Below are 15038 nucleotides of genomic sequence, written 5' to 3' on the forward strand. Positions count from 1 at the left end.
GACGGCTGGAAGACACTCCCACAAGCATCAGAAACAAAGGAGACGATTGACCTCGCCGCCTGACCGAATACCATCTTCATACCGGAGATCGCGCCACCCGAATTCCTACACAACTCGCGACGGCACCAAGAATATGGTGGCTGAGCAGTGTGTGGAGTGGATGGCGTGGTACGGTGGCAATATCCGCCGAAAAGAATGAGAGCAGAAACTGGATCCCGAGCAACAGCGATGCCGTAGCGAGCATGATGGTTCCAGTGGGTGTTTCAGTTCCTGCAATTGCATGAACGATCCAATTGCTACCTCCGTAAAGGAGACCGAATAGAAACAGCGGCATTCCCACGGCTATGCACAAAGACGCAAAGGAGAAATCTCGGAGGAAGTATTGCAGGGCCACTCTTCTCCAGAACCGGGCGAAATGAGCTCCCAGAAATGGAATTAGGATCGATTTTATTTTAAGATTACTTTCTTCGTCCCCATAGTGGGCCATAATCGGTATGTCGAGAACTACCGCTCGTAGCAAGCCCAGGTAATAAAGTATATCTGTTTCGAAGAAAAAGCGCTTAGCAATGCGGTTGGCAGGAAGGAGAGGAATGAGGCTGCTATGGATTGCTGTATAACCGTTCGAAGGGTCAAAGATGTTCCAGTAGCCTGTTGAAAATTTGGTCATAAGAGAGAGGATTGCATTTCCGAATATCCGGATGGGAGGCATCGGCGCCAAGGAAGCTGCGTTGAAAAAGCGGTTCCCTTTGGTGTAATCGGCTCTGCCGGATAGAATTGGCTTCACAAAATCCGAAATGAGGGTCGGGTCCATCTGACCATCGGCATCAATCTTGACGATAACCGTGGCGCCATGCTGGGCCGCAGCTTGGTACCCCCTGAGAGTCGCTCCGCCTACCCCTTGGTTCGTCGGATTATTGATTACGGTAACTCGAGGGTCAGTACACTTTTCCTCAACTAAACTTCCCGTCTTTTCAGGGCAGCAGTCATCAATAACAAAAATCTTGTCTACTTCTGGACCAATTTGGGCGAGAACTGATAGAATGCTTGATCTCGCTCGATACGTTGGGATGACTACCGCGATCAATGATATTCTCTGCCTATCTGGAATCAATCTGTGCTCTGTACCAATTTGCAATCGTGTGAGCAATGTTGCCCGGCCTGAACGGGCAGATGGAAATGGAAGCTTATTGACGCATTGTGGATGGATTAGGCTCTCTGAGCAGATTATGAGAGCCTTAGCATTCGGAAGTCCCTGACGTCTTGCTCGAATGCGGCCCATGTTAACCAGCGGCGACGCTCGTACAGCAGCAAACCATCGTGAGGTCGAGTCAAGGTCGTCAAGGGGTGGAGTGGCTGAAGCTGCTGAGTGCCGCTCGCAATGTAGTGACCTAGGATAAACGGGAATAGGCCTACAAATGTACGCGCTTGCGACGGGTAGTGAAGGCACAGAGAGAGGTGCTCTGCCCGGCGTGCTGGCGGAATCTGCTCGCGCAACACAGCTCCTGCTTCCAAGATAGGAGTGAGGACTCTGTAGGGTCTAATGGTGCATCTATAGGAATTGTAGAGAGGAAACTGCCAAATTTGATTCGAGATGTTAAGGTGTCGACCCAATGCAACAGCAAGCAGAGCTGCAGCATCGTGGTCTGGATGCCCGCCTTCAAAAGCCGGTGAATAAATCCCCTCTATTTCAGCGTTCATGTATTGGAGGTATGCTAATAGGCTTGTGAACACATTTTCTAAATGATGCCGAAGTCCTAAATTTGGAACTGATTGTTCTAGACCAAGAAACCAGATGCGTTCTTTCCTAATTCCAAGGCGCTCGAGGACGTTTGTGCTTTCCGCATTCCGCATAGCAGCAGTTGCGCGCCCAAAGGCACCGTCCGTAAGGTAAACGATCAGAGGTTGGTTATCTGCAGCGACAGCTACATCCAGGAGGTGAAAGACGCCAAATTCATCGTCTTGATGCGGCAGGAGGAACAGTTTAGTTTTGGGCATTATTAGAACGCATCAAAGTCGAGAAAATCGAAGAATATCCGCTCCGCCACAATTTTCTTGGGTGCAGTTTCCCGGAGGGGTCTATAGATAAAGTTTAGAGGTGCGGGCCGCAGACGTGCCGGGATATTCCAAAAGAATGAACTGTGACGTTCGCCTTCTGGAAGAAGGCCAAGGAATACTCGAGCTCCGGTAGCCGTTAAGGATGGCTTTGCTTTGATGTTCCAGCTAGCATCCACTGGGCGCTCGGACCACGCAGTGAACCCAGGGATTCCTGTGGAGGCTCCAAAAGCTACCAGCCCCGGCTTAGCTGCTGCCACTCGCACAGGTCGGAAGGGGTTTGCCAAGCGCCAAGCAAGGGCCTGAGGCGACCACAATCTTACGAAATCGGATGAACGATTCTGAACGATCTCAGGTGTGACGCGAAGCGGGCCAAATCCGATGAGGGCTTTTAGTGAGGCAACATGCTGAAATGATAACTTAGTTAGAAATCCGGGCGTACTGTTGGCGTTTGCTACTCCTATCACGGCGAGATATCCGCTCTCTGCCGCTCTCTCATAGGTAAGACGAGCAAGTTTCGTGAAGAGACCACGTCCTTGGTAAGATGGATGAGTAGCCGTATTGAGGGATAGAAGCACCTTCGCCTCACCCCCAGCCAAATGCGCTCTAATGGGAATGCAAGCGTAGTGGGCGGCAAGGCTATCTCCGTCCCAAGCGTCAAATCCGACCACTGGTCCGTCCGGGTTTTCCAGATAGAGCCAGGAAAGATATCTATCAGTGTAGCGATCATGACTCTTTGGAAAGCAAGCCCTTAGAAGATTGGCATACTGGGTGAGTTCACCTGGGCGGATTGTGCATGGGGAAAACCTCAATTCAGTCATCAAGGAGTCTCCCTTTACTTGAGGCGGAGCGAAACGTTTGGAGTTGTCACACGAGACTAGGAAAGCAGTCAAGGTTTAGCGTTTAATTCTAGTGCGGCCAAGAAATGTATGGCCTTTTTGGAAAAATTGTCGAGAAGATTAATAGCTTCATATTGAAGGATAAAAATTTTTCTTTGACATATCAAATTAGTGCCTATGTCATAATATCGATTAACTTAGGAAAATCCATTTATAAACGGCGCTATGTATTCTGATAAATGTTGATTAATATTTGCATTTCATGGCATAAACAAAATATGTGAGTGCGGCTAAAATATCTAAGTCTTTCCAGAGAATTTCGCCTTGACCCACTTGGTAACCTTCACAACTCGCCAGGGAAGTACCCGCTCTACCAGAAAGACCTTCAGAGAAAACATCCTTTCTCTCACGCGGTAGCGTCGCATGAGGAAGGCGGAGACCGGCTGCATGGTCAAATATTCGACCGCTCTGATTTTTGGGAAGGCTCTGACCCTGTTTTTGCCCGGGAAGGCGAGGGCGGCATCGGCGGCGATGCTCTCGAGGGCGCTCAGGTACTGCTCCATCGAGTAGTCGCGATGGCGCGCAAACGCCGCCTGCGACAGCGCCAGCCGCCGCTCGGGCGAGAGCCCCTCCAGCAGCCCCACCACCGCCTCGGCCGAGAACTCGTCGAGCAGGAACCCGTCCTCGCCATGCCGGATCACCTCCGCCGGGCCGGGGGCATAGCTCGTGGCAATCACCGGCACCCCGAACGAGAACGCCTCCAGGATGACGTTGCCGAACGACTCCTTCTTCGACGGCAGCAGCACCACCGAGGCCTCGCCGTACAGAACCTGCTTGTCGGTGACGTTGTAGACGATCTCCACCCACTCGCTCAGCCCCGCCTCGGCAAGCAGGGCGAGAAAGGCCGCCAGATCCGGCGAGTTCAGGCTGTCGGTGGTGAAGATGCGCAAAGGCGGCAGGCCGCGCTCCTTCATCAGCCTGGCCACCGGCACCAGGCGCTCGGCGCCCTTGGTGTGGAAGTCGATGCGCCCGACATAGGTCACGAAGCGGTTGGTCTCGGGGCTGTAGCCGTTGTGGGCGCGGGTGGCTACCGGCAGCCGGATCTTGGTGAGCTCGTGGAGGCCCATCTGGCGGTGGAAGCTCATGTCCATGTCCGACAGGCACAGGATGCGCGAGACCCTGTAGCTGTCGATGAAGTCGAGATGGGCGAGCACTTCCGAGTCCTGCAGGATGAAGGCGAGCTGGCCCGAGGCCATGTGGAGGAGGGGCAGGCGGGCCAGCTGCTCCTGGATGGCGGGGGAGAAGGCGCGGAAGACGGAGTTGGGGGTGACCACCACCGTGTCGGTGGCATGGCAGGCGGCCAGGAAGGCGAGCACGCCCGCCTCATCCTCGTCGGCCACGAAGGTGTCGGGCGCGGGCGCAAAGGCCGGATCGCGCTTGGCCGAGAGGCAGACGTGGCGGATGGGGCGGCCCTGGGCGGCGGCGATGGTGTTGCGCACGCGCCCGGGAATGCCGCCGATCTTCGACACGTCCTGTACCAGATGCACAATCGTCCGGAGCTTGAACGGCATGATGTCGTTCAGCGCCTTGCGTAAGGTCAGTCTCTGATCCTCCGTCAGGGACGGATCGTCGCGGACGACCTTGAGCAGGTTGCGGTGCAGGTTCTTGATATAGGTATCGTCGATCCCGTAGCGCTCTTTCAGAACCTGGTAGTTCTGAACCCGGGCGGCGATCTCCGGAAGAAGGATGTTCTTGGACAGCGTCGACTTGCGGGAGGCTGCGATCAGATAGAAGGGGGCGGTGTCGATGATCTGGACACGATCGAAGCCGCCCAGGAGGATCCGCATGTTCAGGCGCACGTCCTCGCTGCGGCCCTTCACGCTGTCCTGGGTATGCAGCCTCAGCGCATCGCGGTTGTAGATTTTCCCTCCGATGCCCGAGAGAATGCGGGTGATCGTGTGGCTGTTGATCGGCTGCTGAGGATCCACGAACCGCGGAAATTCTCTCCGCCGGCCGTTCATGAAGGGCGTGACGATCATATCGAAGCCCGGCGCCAGGCGGGCCGCCACGGCCGTCAGCGCATCGGGCTGGATGAGGTCGTCGCCATCGACGAAGGTGACATAGGGGGTTTCGGCCTGATCGGCGATGAACTGGCGCCCGATGGAAGGCGAACCGAAATTGGCTTCAGCCAAATGAGCTTTGAAGTGGCTTTTCTTGGAGAGAGGGTGCTGGGCAACCAGAGCGGCGGTGCCGTCCGTGCTGGCATCGTCGAACAGCACGATCCGAAAGCGCCGGTCATCGAGCTGCGCAAGGCGGTCGAGCAGGCCCGCGATATTCTCCCGCTCATTGTGAGTGGTGACGCCGACCGTCAGAATGGGATTCATGGGTGGATCTCTGTTTATGCGGCGGCTCAACCTACTGATGGGGCTTGCGGCTCAACTTCATCTTCATGAGGCGGAAGGGCTCGGTCATGCGCCAGGAGAATGACTCCTTCACATGTCGCATCTCCTTCTCCATCAATCGGATCTCCCTGCGAGCCTCCTTCAGTCGCGCTCTCAGCACCTCTGCCGCTCTGATTTTTGGGAAGGCTCTGACCCTGTTTTTGCCCGGGAAGGCGAGGGCGGCATCGGCGGCGATGCTCTCGAGGGCGCTCAGGTACTGCTCCATCGAGTAGTCGCGATGGCGCGCAAACGCCGCCTGCGACAGCGCCAGCCGCCGCTCGGGCGAGAGCCCCTCCAGCAGCCCCACCACCGCCTCGGCCGAGAACTCGTCGAGCAGGAACCCGTCCTCGCCATGCCGGATCACCTCCGCCGGGCCGGGGGCATAGCTCGTGGCAATCACCGGCACCCCGAACGAGAACGCCTCCAGGATGACGTTGCCGAACGACTCCTTCTTCGACGGCAGCAGCACCACCGAGGCCTCGCCGTACAGAACCTGCTTGTCGGTGACGTTGTAGACGATCTCCACCCACTCGCTCAGCCCCGCCTCGGCAAGCAGGGCGAGAAAGGCCGCCAGATCCGGCGAGTTCAGGCTGTCGGTGGTGAAGATGCGCAAAGGCGGCAGGCCGCGCTCCTTCATCAGCCTGGCCACCGGCACCAGGCGCTCGGCGCCCTTGGTGTGGAAGTCGATGCGCCCGACATAGGTCACGAAGCGGTTGGTCTCGGGGCTGTAGCCGTTGTGGGCGCGGGTGGCTACCGGCAGCCGGATCTTGGTGAGCTCGTGGAGGCCCATCTGGCGGTGGAAGCTCATGTCCATGTCCGACAGGCACAGGATGCGCGAGACCCTGTAGCTGTCGATGAAGTCGAGATGGGCGAGCACTTCCGAGTCCTGCAGGATGAAGGCGAGCTGGCCCGAGGCCATGTGGAGGAGGGGCAGGCGGGCCAGCTGCTCCTGGATGGCGGGGGAGAAGGCGCGGAAGACGGAGTTGGGGGTGACCACCACCGTGTCGGTGGCATGGCAGGCGGCCAGGAAGGCGAGCACGCCCGCCTCATCCTCGTCGGCCACGAAGGTGTCGGGCGCGGGCGCAAAGGCCGGATCGCGCTTGGCCGAGAGGCAGACGTGGCGGATGGGGCGGCCCTGGGCGGCGGCGATGGTGTTGCGCACGCGCCCGGGAATGCCGCCGATCTTCGACACGTCCTGTACCAGATGCACAATCGTCCGGAGCCTGGAGCGGTCAGGAGAGGTCGACACCGTCGAGGTTTCTGTCATTGCCTAGTTGCTCCAAGCGGTGGTTCTGCGACGGATTGTTCACGTTCCAGGTGTACCAGCGCCACCCCAGCCAGAGTTTGAATGGCGGTCAAGTAGCCGATAATGAAGAGGTGATCAACTCTCGGATCGATCTTGTTCCGGTCGCATGTATTGAGCTCTATCGAAAGCAAATTTACTGAATCTGAGTGCCTGCATCATAGTTGAATCCGCTCTCCCATCCTCTGATCTCTAGCGGATACTGGGCAATGAGTAGGGTCAGGTGCGGATGAGGCGCGCTACTGAGACTTGGCTTGCGTCTGACCCGTGCTGTCCGGAACGCTTGAAGCGGCGCTCCGGGAAGGGTGCTGGTCCAGGAAGCCTTCGGAGACTCTTCTCCTGTCCGTCGCGACCCCTTGGAGGTGGTAGACCTTGCTGTGCGGCGTGTAGACGATCCGCTGGCGGAGGTGCCTTCGCATGAAGTCGCACAGGATCCAGTCCGAGCGGTAATGCGGAGCGTTGGCGCTGTCGAGACCGTTGGCCGCTTTGATCACCTCCGGCCGCACGAGGCCGCAGAAGAGGGGCGCATAGGTCAGTTCGATCAGGCCATCATCCCGGTCGAAATCCGGATCGAGGATGTTGCTGTGGTGGATCGAAAGGTTGATGTCGCATTCGAGCGCCCCGGTTGCCCCGGGCACGTGAACCCTGAAGATCCTGCTGTTTGCCGGCAGAACCTGGCGGGGAACGGCCATTCCTGCATCCTCGTGCTTGAACATGACGTAGCGCAATTCATCGAGCCAATCGGGTGTGGCAAGCGTATCGTTGTTGAGGATCAGGATCTTCTCGTCGCGATCGATCACCTCAGCCAATCCCCGGTTCACGGCGTAGCTGAAGCCGGAATGGCTGTTCTCTCTGATCAGGCGGACATTGTCGAAAGCCCCCGGGAGCTTTTCGAGTTCCGCATAAGTCTCGTCCGAGGATCCGTTGTCGACGATCACGATGCGATAGGGAGTTCTTGTATGCTCTGCAATGGAGCGCAGGCACATCTCCAGCTCGCCGGCGGACTCGTAGTTCGGGATGACGATCTGAACCGGCTCGACGGGCAATCCCGATAACTTCTCCAGCCGGCGCTCGCGAGCCTTTCCTGCGGTGGAAACAGCCAAGTGCGACTTCCCATCGCTGGTCGTGAAGGGCTGCGCCCAATCCGCTCGCAGGGCGAGCCTTGACCGGATCTCGTCCAGATCGGAGTCCCCGTCAGGGATCGTCGGACCGCCGTCATCCGCCTTCCCTTGGAAGGAATGGCCGAGGAGGCAGGGAATGGCAACCGGCGCTGCAACTTCCGTCAGCCTGAGAGCGAAGTCCCAGCCGACGTGCCGTTTCAGGGAGGCATCGAACCGTCCTGCCTCGTTCAGCAGGTCGCGTTCATGGATGAGGGTTGTCGGAGAAATGTAGTCCGTATTCTCCAGAAGGCTCCGGTTGAAGGGCGCGAACCGAATACCCTTGAAAGCTGCTCCCAAGCGTGCAGCGGGATCGAACCCCTCCCACATGGCAAGGGCGCCATAGGCCAGACGTGCGCCCTGCAGCCGCATTCGGCTCGAGAGAATGAGCAGGCAATCGGGATCCCATTGATCGTCATCGTCGAGATAGGCGATGAGGCTGCCGGCCGATCGTTCGATTCCGGCATTGCGGGCTCCACCGATTCCGGTCCGCCCGGCAAGGCGAAGATAGCGAATACGGCTGTCGCCGAACTGCCGGACGACGATCTCTGTCTCATGGCCGTCGCTCGCATCGTCGACGACGATCAGCTCCCAGTTCTCATAGGATTGCATCAGGACCGAAAGGATCGCATCGGCAACGATGGGCGCACGATTGCGTGTGGCCATGATGACGCTGACCAGAGCATCCTGAGGCGCCGTCGACGCGTCGGCTGCGAATTTTCGCTTGCTGTTGTCCATATAGGCGACGACACGGAGATCGCTTTCCCACAGCTCGGGACCGATCGTGTCAGGGTTGATCATGGCCCGGCGGAGATACTCGTCGAACGTGTTGTAGAGCTTATGGAGTCGGGTCTTGGTCTGATAGGGCGTCAAATACCTCGTGGGAGGCACGCGGCAGAGGATGGGGGAGGATGTCACCCGATAGAGATGCTCTTGCGGAATATGCGCCCGAGCGGGGCGGCGGAAGTTCTCGAAAAAGGGGTTGGGAAAGCGGCCCTTCCTCATGCCCGCTTCGAGATGGTTCCGGAATGCTTCGTCAGGATCCGTGGGGGCATCTGGATATCGAGTGACATACCAAGCGGCATCGAACAATTGCTTGGCCGGGGCCTCGCGCGGCGGCTGTTCCGCCTTCTCCTGGTCCTTCTTGAGGGGCCTCTTCTCGTCCGGGGCTTTCGGAGCGGAAGCGGGAAGCGCGGCACGCCTGGAAATGGCTCCAGCGACCCTGGAAGGAAGAAGGGCCTTCATCCACCGCCTGACCGGTTGAGGAACGAGGAAGAGGGCCGCTCGGAGTACGGTTCGCATCATGTCCGCTTGAATGCTCTTGCTGGGACAATGCGTTAGCGACGAGGGGGCGTAAAGGCAACCTCATGTGACAAGATATCTTGCGAAGAGGCAAGCCGGTTTGACCCCCACGGATCCGGGTAAGGCTGCCGCCAGCGGGCCACGTTTGCCGCAGAACCGACAGAGACCCGCTCAAGCTTGCAAATGGAGCCGGTTTCCGAATATGTCCCACGAATACTCTAGTTATAAAGTTTAGTTATGATTCCCACCCGGCATCACCTTGTTCCGGAGATCCAGGGCCTTCGTGCCGTGGCGGTCCTGGCTGTGCTCTTCTACCATCTCTGGCCGGCGGCGGTGCCGGGCGGCTATGTAGGAGTGGACGTCTTCTTCGTCATCTCCGGCTACCTGATCACCGGCTCGCTGTTCAAGGAGTTCGAAGCCACCGGCCGGATCAGCGTAACCGGCTTCTATGCCCGCCGGATCCGGCGTCTCCTGCCGGCCGCCACCTTGGTCGCGCTCACGGTGGCCCTGTGCCTGCCCTTGTTCGCGCGCTCCCAATGGCCGAACATCGCCGGCAGCCTGGTGGCGAGCGCGCTGTACGTCCAGAACTGGTTTCTTGCCGCCCAGGCTGTCGACTACTTGGCCGACGATGCCAAGGGGCCGATGAACCACTTCTGGTCGCTCTCGGTCGAGGAGCAGTACTACATCGTCTGGCCGCTCATTCTGTTGCCTCTCATCGCCCTCGTCCGCAGAACCGCCGTGACCCCGCGCGCCGCCTTCGGCTGGATGATCGGCCTGATCGGCGCGGCCTCCCTGGCCTATTCGATCACGCTCACCCCCCAGAACCCCGGCGTGGCTTATTTCGCCACCACTACCCGTGCCTGGGAGCTGGCCCTGGGCGGAGCGCTCGCCGTGTTCCGGGCCAGGCTCGCTCCCCCGCCTTTCGTCCGTGCAGGGCTCGGGCCGGCCGGTCTCCTGGCCATCGCCGCGGCCTGCTTGGCCTACAGCGACGCCACGTCCTTTCCCGGTTACGCGGCTCTGCTGCCCACGCTCGGGGCGGCGGCCGTGATCCTGTCGAGCGGGGCCCAGTCGCCCTGGTCGGCTGCTCCGCTTCTGAACGCACGTCCATTCCAGTATATCGGCGACATTTCGTATTCGCTCTATCTCTGGCACTGGCCGCTGATCGTGCTCTATGGGGAGCTGACGGGGCGCGCCATCGGCCCCCGTTCCGGCGCCGTGCTTCTGCTGGCCTCTCTGGCTCTGGCCCATCTCAGCAAGATCTGGGTCGAGGATCCTTTCCGTCGATCGGGCTTTGCGGTGGGGCGTACCATGGCAACCGGTGTCGCCAGCATCGCCGTGATCGTCGCCGTGGGGGCGGCTTATCTGGCGCGGGAGGCCCTCGAGCCGGCCGATGCCGTCGTACAAGGCAAGCCGCGCGGCGCTCTGGCCATGCTCGACCCAAAATACGACTGGAAACGGGAAGATCCCGCGAGGATGGTGCCGAGGCTGGAAAAGGTGAGGGCGGACGTATCCTCCGCCTATGCAGCCAAATGCCATCAGACGGTCGAGGCAACCGAGGTCCTGACATGCGATTACGGCAATCCGCAAGCAGGCACCAAGATCGTCATGATCGGCAATTCCCATGCGACGCACTGGTTTCCGGCCTTCGAAGAGCTTGCGCGCACGCAGCCCATCTACTTCCGCGGATTGGCGAAGTCGGCCTGCATCTTCTCGGTGGAGCCCATCTACGATGGGGATCTCAAGCGCCCTTACACGGAATGCGCGCAATGGTCCAAGAACGTGATCGACTGGGTTGCGCGGGAGCGGCCCGATGTGATCCTCATCTCTCATTCCCCCGGTGAAGGAAAGGTCACCCCAGAGGCTTTGGCTGCCACCTGGAAACGCCTGATCGATCTGGGGCTGGATGTCCGCCATGTCCGCTCGATCCCACGGCCCTCGTTCGATGTCGGCAAATGCATCGAGAGCAACAAGGAGTGGATCGCCAAGTGTGTCCCGCGGCGGGAGCGCGCACTGAGGCGGAACAATCTCTATTCTACGGCGAAGATGTTAAACGTCGAGATCCTCGACTTCTCCGATTACTTTTGCGACGCGCAGCATTGTCCTGCGATCATTGGCGGTACCATGGTCTATCGCGACAGCCACCACATGACCGCAACATTCGCCAGATCATTGAGCGAGCCATTGAGGGAAAAGCTGGCGCCTTTCATAGGCATCAAGACGGCTGATCAGTGACGGGGCGGACAGGAGCGCTCAAGCCGTAACCCGAGGCGGACGACCGATCTCTTCGTCGAGCGGATCTAGGGTTGAGGCTGTATGGCCCATCGATGATTGCTGCGCGGCGTATGACCGGCTCGACGGATGGCATTCTCGATCCATGCGTCGGAATCCATCTCCATATCATTTTTCCGATCTTTTCCCCCTCTTGCGAGTTGTGCCTCCTGCAGAGTTTCAGGAGGATAGCAACGGATGGCCGGGAACGGGGAAGTTTTGGATTGCCTCATCGTCGGAGGCGGGCCGGCGGGGCTGACGACGGGGCTTTACCTCGCCCGGTTCAAGCGGCGCTTTGCGGTGGTGGACAGCGGCACGCCCCGGGCGGCCTGGATCCCGACGAGCCACAACATCCCGGTCTTTGCGGAAGGAATTTCGGGCAAGGACATCCTGGCCCGGGCGCGGGCCAATCTCGAGCAGTACGGGGCCAGGGTCCAGGCCGGGCGGGTCACCGGCCTGAGCAAGCAGCCGGACCGGTTCGTGGCGGTGGTGGAGGGCAATGACGGCTCGACGGGCCAGATCGCCGCCCGCCGCGTGGTGCTGGCCACGGGAGCCGTCGACATCGAGCCGGACCTGCCGGACGTGCCCAACGCGGTGCAGCGCGGTCTCGTCCGCTACTGCCCGATCTGCGACGGCTACGAATCCCGCGATCGGAAGATCGCCGTGATCGCCTATGGCGCCCATGGGATCGGGGAGGCGGTCTTCATCGCGCGCACCTATTCCCGGGATGTGACCCTGCTGACCCTGGGCCAGACCCTCAAGCTCGATGCCGAGCAGCGGGCCAGGATCGACGAGAACGGAATCAAGGTGGTCGAGGCTCCGGTCGAGTCCCTGGAGGTGGAGAACGACCGGATCTCCGCCGTCAACGTGGCCGGCCGGGAATACCGCTTCGACGTGCTCTACTCGGCCCTCGGGCTCAAGTACCGCTCCGACCTCGCCATCGCGCTTGGCGCCGAGCAGGACCCGTCCGGGAGCCTCATCGTCGACAGCCATTGCCAGACGAGCGTCAAGGGCCTCTATGCGGCCGGCGACATCGTCCGCGGCCTGGACCAGATCGTGGTCGGCATGAGCCATGCGGCCCTGGCCGCCACACACATCCACAACCACTGCGAGCTGCCCACCGAGGACGAGCCCGGCGGCGCCTGAGCGCTCCCGTCAGGACAGGGCCTTCGCCAGGAGCGGCAGGCTGATGTCCATCCGGTAGTCCACCGAGGAATGGTCGTCGTGGAACTCCTCGTAGGTGTGGGCAATGCCGGCGGCCTGGAGCTTGCGGCGCATGATCCGGGAGCCGTAGACCATGTTGTACTGGTCGATGTCGCCGCAATCGATGTAGAAGGCCTTGAGCCTGCGCAGGTTCTCCTGGCAGGCCGCATCATCCACCATGCGCAGCGGGTCCCAGCGCAGCCAGTTCGCCCAGCGCTCCTCGATGATCTCGCAGGTGTCCATGTCGACGGGCAGGCGGATGCCGCAGAACTGGCCAGGATCGGGGTCGAAGCTCGCCGCCTGGGCCAGCAGCATCAGGGTGTGCCAGTCCTTGTCCTTGGCCTTGGGGCCGGCCTCGAACTTGGTGAGGAAGGCCTCGATGGACATGTCGTGGCCGGCCAGGTGGCGCAGCGCTCCGGCGAACTCGCCCAGGTGGTAGAGATACTCGAAGCCCACATCCCCGGAATGGGAGGCGGCGGCGGCCCATACCGAGCCGCCGTGGCGCAGGGCATGGACCATGGCGCCGAAGCCGCCGGAGCTCTTGCCGAAGACGCCCCGCCGCCCGCTGCCGCCGCAGCCGAACCGCCCTTCCACGAAGGGCAGCATCTCGCGGATCAGGAAGGTCTCCCAGGCGCCCATGGCGGCGCTGTCGACATACTGGTTGCCGCCCAGCCGCGTGAAGCAGTCGGGGAAGGCCACCACGACGGGCGGCATGGCTCCGCAGCCGATCAGCCGGTCGAGGCGCTCGGGCACGTTCTCGCCGTAGTTCTTCCAGTTGGTATGGGCGGGACCGCCCGCCGTGTAGCCGACGAGGTCGACGAGGAGGGGCAGGCCCCGGCCGTCATGGCCTGCGGGCACGTAGACGTCGATACGCCGCCGGGAGGGATCGCCGAGAAGGTTGCCTTTCAGGCAGTCGCTGTCGATCCAGAGGCGGTGCACGGTCCCTTCCGGTGCGTGATGATCCTTGCGCATCGTCGTCCTCGCTCGTTGCAGGCAGGAAGATGTGAACGCCGGCAGGCGTCTTGTCCAGAATTCCGTTGCTCTCGCCGGTTAATAAGTGTCGATCCTCCCTAGCCATTCCGGCATTCCCGGGTCTACGGTGCAGCCCGGTGCGTCATAGTTTGGGGGGATCTCATGACCGACAGTTTCCTGCCGCGGTGGAGCCTGAAGACCGAAGGGGTCGTCATGCCGGACGAGCGGCTGCCGACCGGACAGATGGTGGTCGTCGGCCTGCAGCACGTGGTCGCCATGTTCGGCGCGACGGTGCTGGCGCCCATCCTCATGGGCTTCGATCCGAACGTGTCCATCCTGTTCTCCGGCCTCGCCACGCTGATCTTCTTCCTCGTGGTCGGGGGGCGGGTGCCGAGCTATCTCGGCTCGAGCTTCGCCTTCATCGGGCCCGTCCTCGTGGCAACGGGGGCAAGCGTGGGCAGCCCCAACCCGAACATTCCCCTGGCGCTCGGCGGCATCGTGGCGGCCGGCGCGCTCTACTTCCTCATCGGGCTCGTGGTACAGCTGGCGGGCCACCGCTGGATCGAGCGTCTCATGCCGCCGGTGGTCACCGGGGCCATCGTGGCCGCCATCGGCCTGGTGCTTGCACCCATCGCCATCAACAGCGCCTCGGGCGTCACCCCCGACAACCAGAACGGCAGCGACTTCGCGCGCTGGATCGCGCTGGCCACCGTCGTCGCCGTCGGCCTCGTCGCGGTCTATGCCCCGGGCATGTGGCGCCGCCTGCCGGTGCTGATCGGCGGTGCGCTGGGCTACCTCATCTACTTCATCTGCGCCAACGTGCTCGGCCTCGGCCAGCCCATCGACTTCTCGAAGATCGGTGCGGCGTCCTGGTTCGGCCTTCCCAATTTCCAGAGCCCGGTCTTCGACATGCGGGCGATCAGCCTGATCGCTCCGGTGGCCGTGATCCTGGTGGCCGAGAATCTCGGGCACATCAAGGCGATCGGCGCCATGACGGGCCGCAACCTCGATCCCTATCTCGGCCGCGCCTTCATGGGCGACGGCCTGGCCACCATGCTCTCGGGCGCTGCCGGCGGCACGGGCATGACGACCTATGCCGAGAACATGGGCGTGATGGCGGTGACCCGGATCTACTCGACCCTGGTCTTCATCATCGCGGCCGCCTTCGCGCTGCTGCTCGGCCTGTCGCCGAAGTTCGGCGCCTTCATCGGCACCATCCCGGGTCCGGTCCTGGGCGGTCTCTCCATCGTCGTGTTCGGCCTCATCGCCGCCACGGCAGGCCGCATCTGGGTGGAGAACCGGGTCGACTTCTCGAACCCGCGCAATCTGATCACGGTCGCGGTGGCCCTGGTTCTGGGCGCCGGCAACTTCAAGCTGAACGTGGCCGGCTTCACCCTCGACGGCATCGGGACGGCCACCTTCGGTGCGATCATTCTCTACCACCTTCTCAGGATGGCGCCGGCCACGGCGGAGCGGCCGCATCCGGCGGAATAGCGCCCGC

The 15038-nt window shown here is 61.0% G+C and carries 10 protein-coding genes; 3 read left to right on the forward strand and 7 right to left on the reverse strand.

Features of this window, described 5'->3' with window-relative positions:
* Positions 1-76: 76 nt before the first annotated feature.
* The 6 genes from GR303_RS22035 to GR303_RS22060 all read right to left on the reverse strand — a co-directional run bounded on the left by GR303_RS22035 (position 77) and on the right by GR303_RS22060 (position 8665).
* Complete coding sequence (locus GR303_RS22035; protein ID WP_246205830.1) at positions 77-1084, reverse strand: glycosyltransferase family 2 protein; 1008 nt, start codon at positions 1082-1084, stop codon at positions 77-79.
* A 140-nt stretch (positions 1085-1224) separates the two neighbouring features.
* On the reverse strand, positions 1225-1995 hold the full coding sequence (locus GR303_RS25560) for a PIG-L deacetylase family protein (RefSeq protein ID WP_161726217.1): 771 nt from the start codon (positions 1993-1995) through the stop codon (positions 1225-1227).
* Between the two features lie 2 nt (positions 1996-1997).
* Complete coding sequence (locus GR303_RS25565; RefSeq protein WP_161726219.1) at positions 1998-2873, reverse strand: GNAT family N-acetyltransferase; 876 nt, start codon at positions 2871-2873, stop codon at positions 1998-2000.
* 317 nt (positions 2874-3190) lie between these two features.
* Entirely contained in the window at positions 3191-5275 is a 2085-nt protein-coding gene (locus tag GR303_RS22050) for a glycosyltransferase (protein WP_161726221.1), read from the reverse strand.
* Between the two features lie 31 nt (positions 5276-5306).
* Complete coding sequence (locus GR303_RS22055; RefSeq protein WP_161726223.1) at positions 5307-6599, reverse strand: glycosyltransferase family 4 protein; 1293 nt, start codon at positions 6597-6599, stop codon at positions 5307-5309.
* Positions 6600-6874: 275 nt separating this feature from the next.
* Positions 6875-8665 (reverse strand): glycosyltransferase, encoded by a 1791-nt coding sequence (locus tag GR303_RS22060; protein WP_161726224.1) that lies wholly within the window; start codon positions 8663-8665, stop codon positions 6875-6877.
* Between the two features lie 666 nt (positions 8666-9331).
* Between GR303_RS22060 and GR303_RS22065 the strand changes: the two genes are divergently transcribed.
* Positions 9332-11326: an acyltransferase family protein gene (locus GR303_RS22065; protein ID WP_161726226.1), complete on the forward strand. Its 1995-nt coding sequence runs from the start codon at positions 9332-9334 to the stop codon at positions 11324-11326.
* A gap of 234 nt (positions 11327-11560) precedes the next feature.
* Entirely contained in the window at positions 11561-12508 is a 948-nt protein-coding gene (locus GR303_RS22070) for an NAD(P)/FAD-dependent oxidoreductase (protein WP_161726228.1), read from the forward strand.
* 9 nt (positions 12509-12517) lie between these two features.
* Here GR303_RS22070 and GR303_RS22075 read toward each other — a convergent pair whose 3' ends face one another.
* Positions 12518-13537 carry an alpha/beta hydrolase gene (locus GR303_RS22075; RefSeq protein ID WP_161726230.1) on the reverse strand — a complete coding sequence of 340 codons (1020 nt, stop codon included), beginning with the start codon at positions 13535-13537 and terminating at the stop codon, positions 12518-12520.
* Positions 13538-13699: 162 nt separating this feature from the next.
* Here GR303_RS22075 and GR303_RS22080 point away from each other — a divergent pair, with 162 nt between their 5' ends.
* Positions 13700-15031 carry a solute carrier family 23 protein gene (locus tag GR303_RS22080; RefSeq protein ID WP_161726232.1) on the forward strand — a complete coding sequence of 444 codons (1332 nt, stop codon included), beginning with the start codon at positions 13700-13702 and terminating at the stop codon, positions 15029-15031.
* Positions 15032-15038: the final 7 nt, after the last annotated feature.

Source organism: Microvirga arsenatis (assembly GCF_009910705.1).
Taxonomy (GTDB): Bacteria; Pseudomonadota; Alphaproteobacteria; order Rhizobiales; family Beijerinckiaceae; genus Microvirga; species Microvirga arsenatis.

Bases quoted from the DNA above. Each gene is read 5' to 3' on its own strand.
- GR303_RS25560 (WP_161726217.1), bottom strand. From the start codon at position 1,995: ATGCCCAAAACTAAACTGTTCCTCCTGCCGCATCAAGACGATGAATTT.
- GR303_RS25565 (WP_161726219.1), bottom strand. From the start codon at position 2,873: ATGACTGAATTGAGGTTTTCCCCATGCACAATCCGCCCAGGTGAACTC.
- GR303_RS22050 (WP_161726221.1), bottom strand. From the start codon at position 5,275: ATGAATCCCATTCTGACGGTCGGCGTCACCACTCACAATGAGCGGGAG.
- GR303_RS22055 (WP_161726223.1), bottom strand. From the start codon at position 6,599: ATGACAGAAACCTCGACGGTGTCGACCTCTCCTGACCGCTCCAGGCTC.
- GR303_RS22065 (WP_161726226.1), top strand. From the start codon at position 9,332: ATGATTCCCACCCGGCATCACCTTGTTCCGGAGATCCAGGGCCTTCGT.
- GR303_RS22070 (WP_161726228.1), top strand. From the start codon at position 11,561: ATGGCCGGGAACGGGGAAGTTTTGGATTGCCTCATCGTCGGAGGCGGG.
- GR303_RS22075 (WP_161726230.1), bottom strand. From the start codon at position 13,537: ATGCGCAAGGATCATCACGCACCGGAAGGGACCGTGCACCGCCTCTGG.
- GR303_RS22080 (WP_161726232.1), top strand. From the start codon at position 13,700: ATGACCGACAGTTTCCTGCCGCGGTGGAGCCTGAAGACCGAAGGGGTC.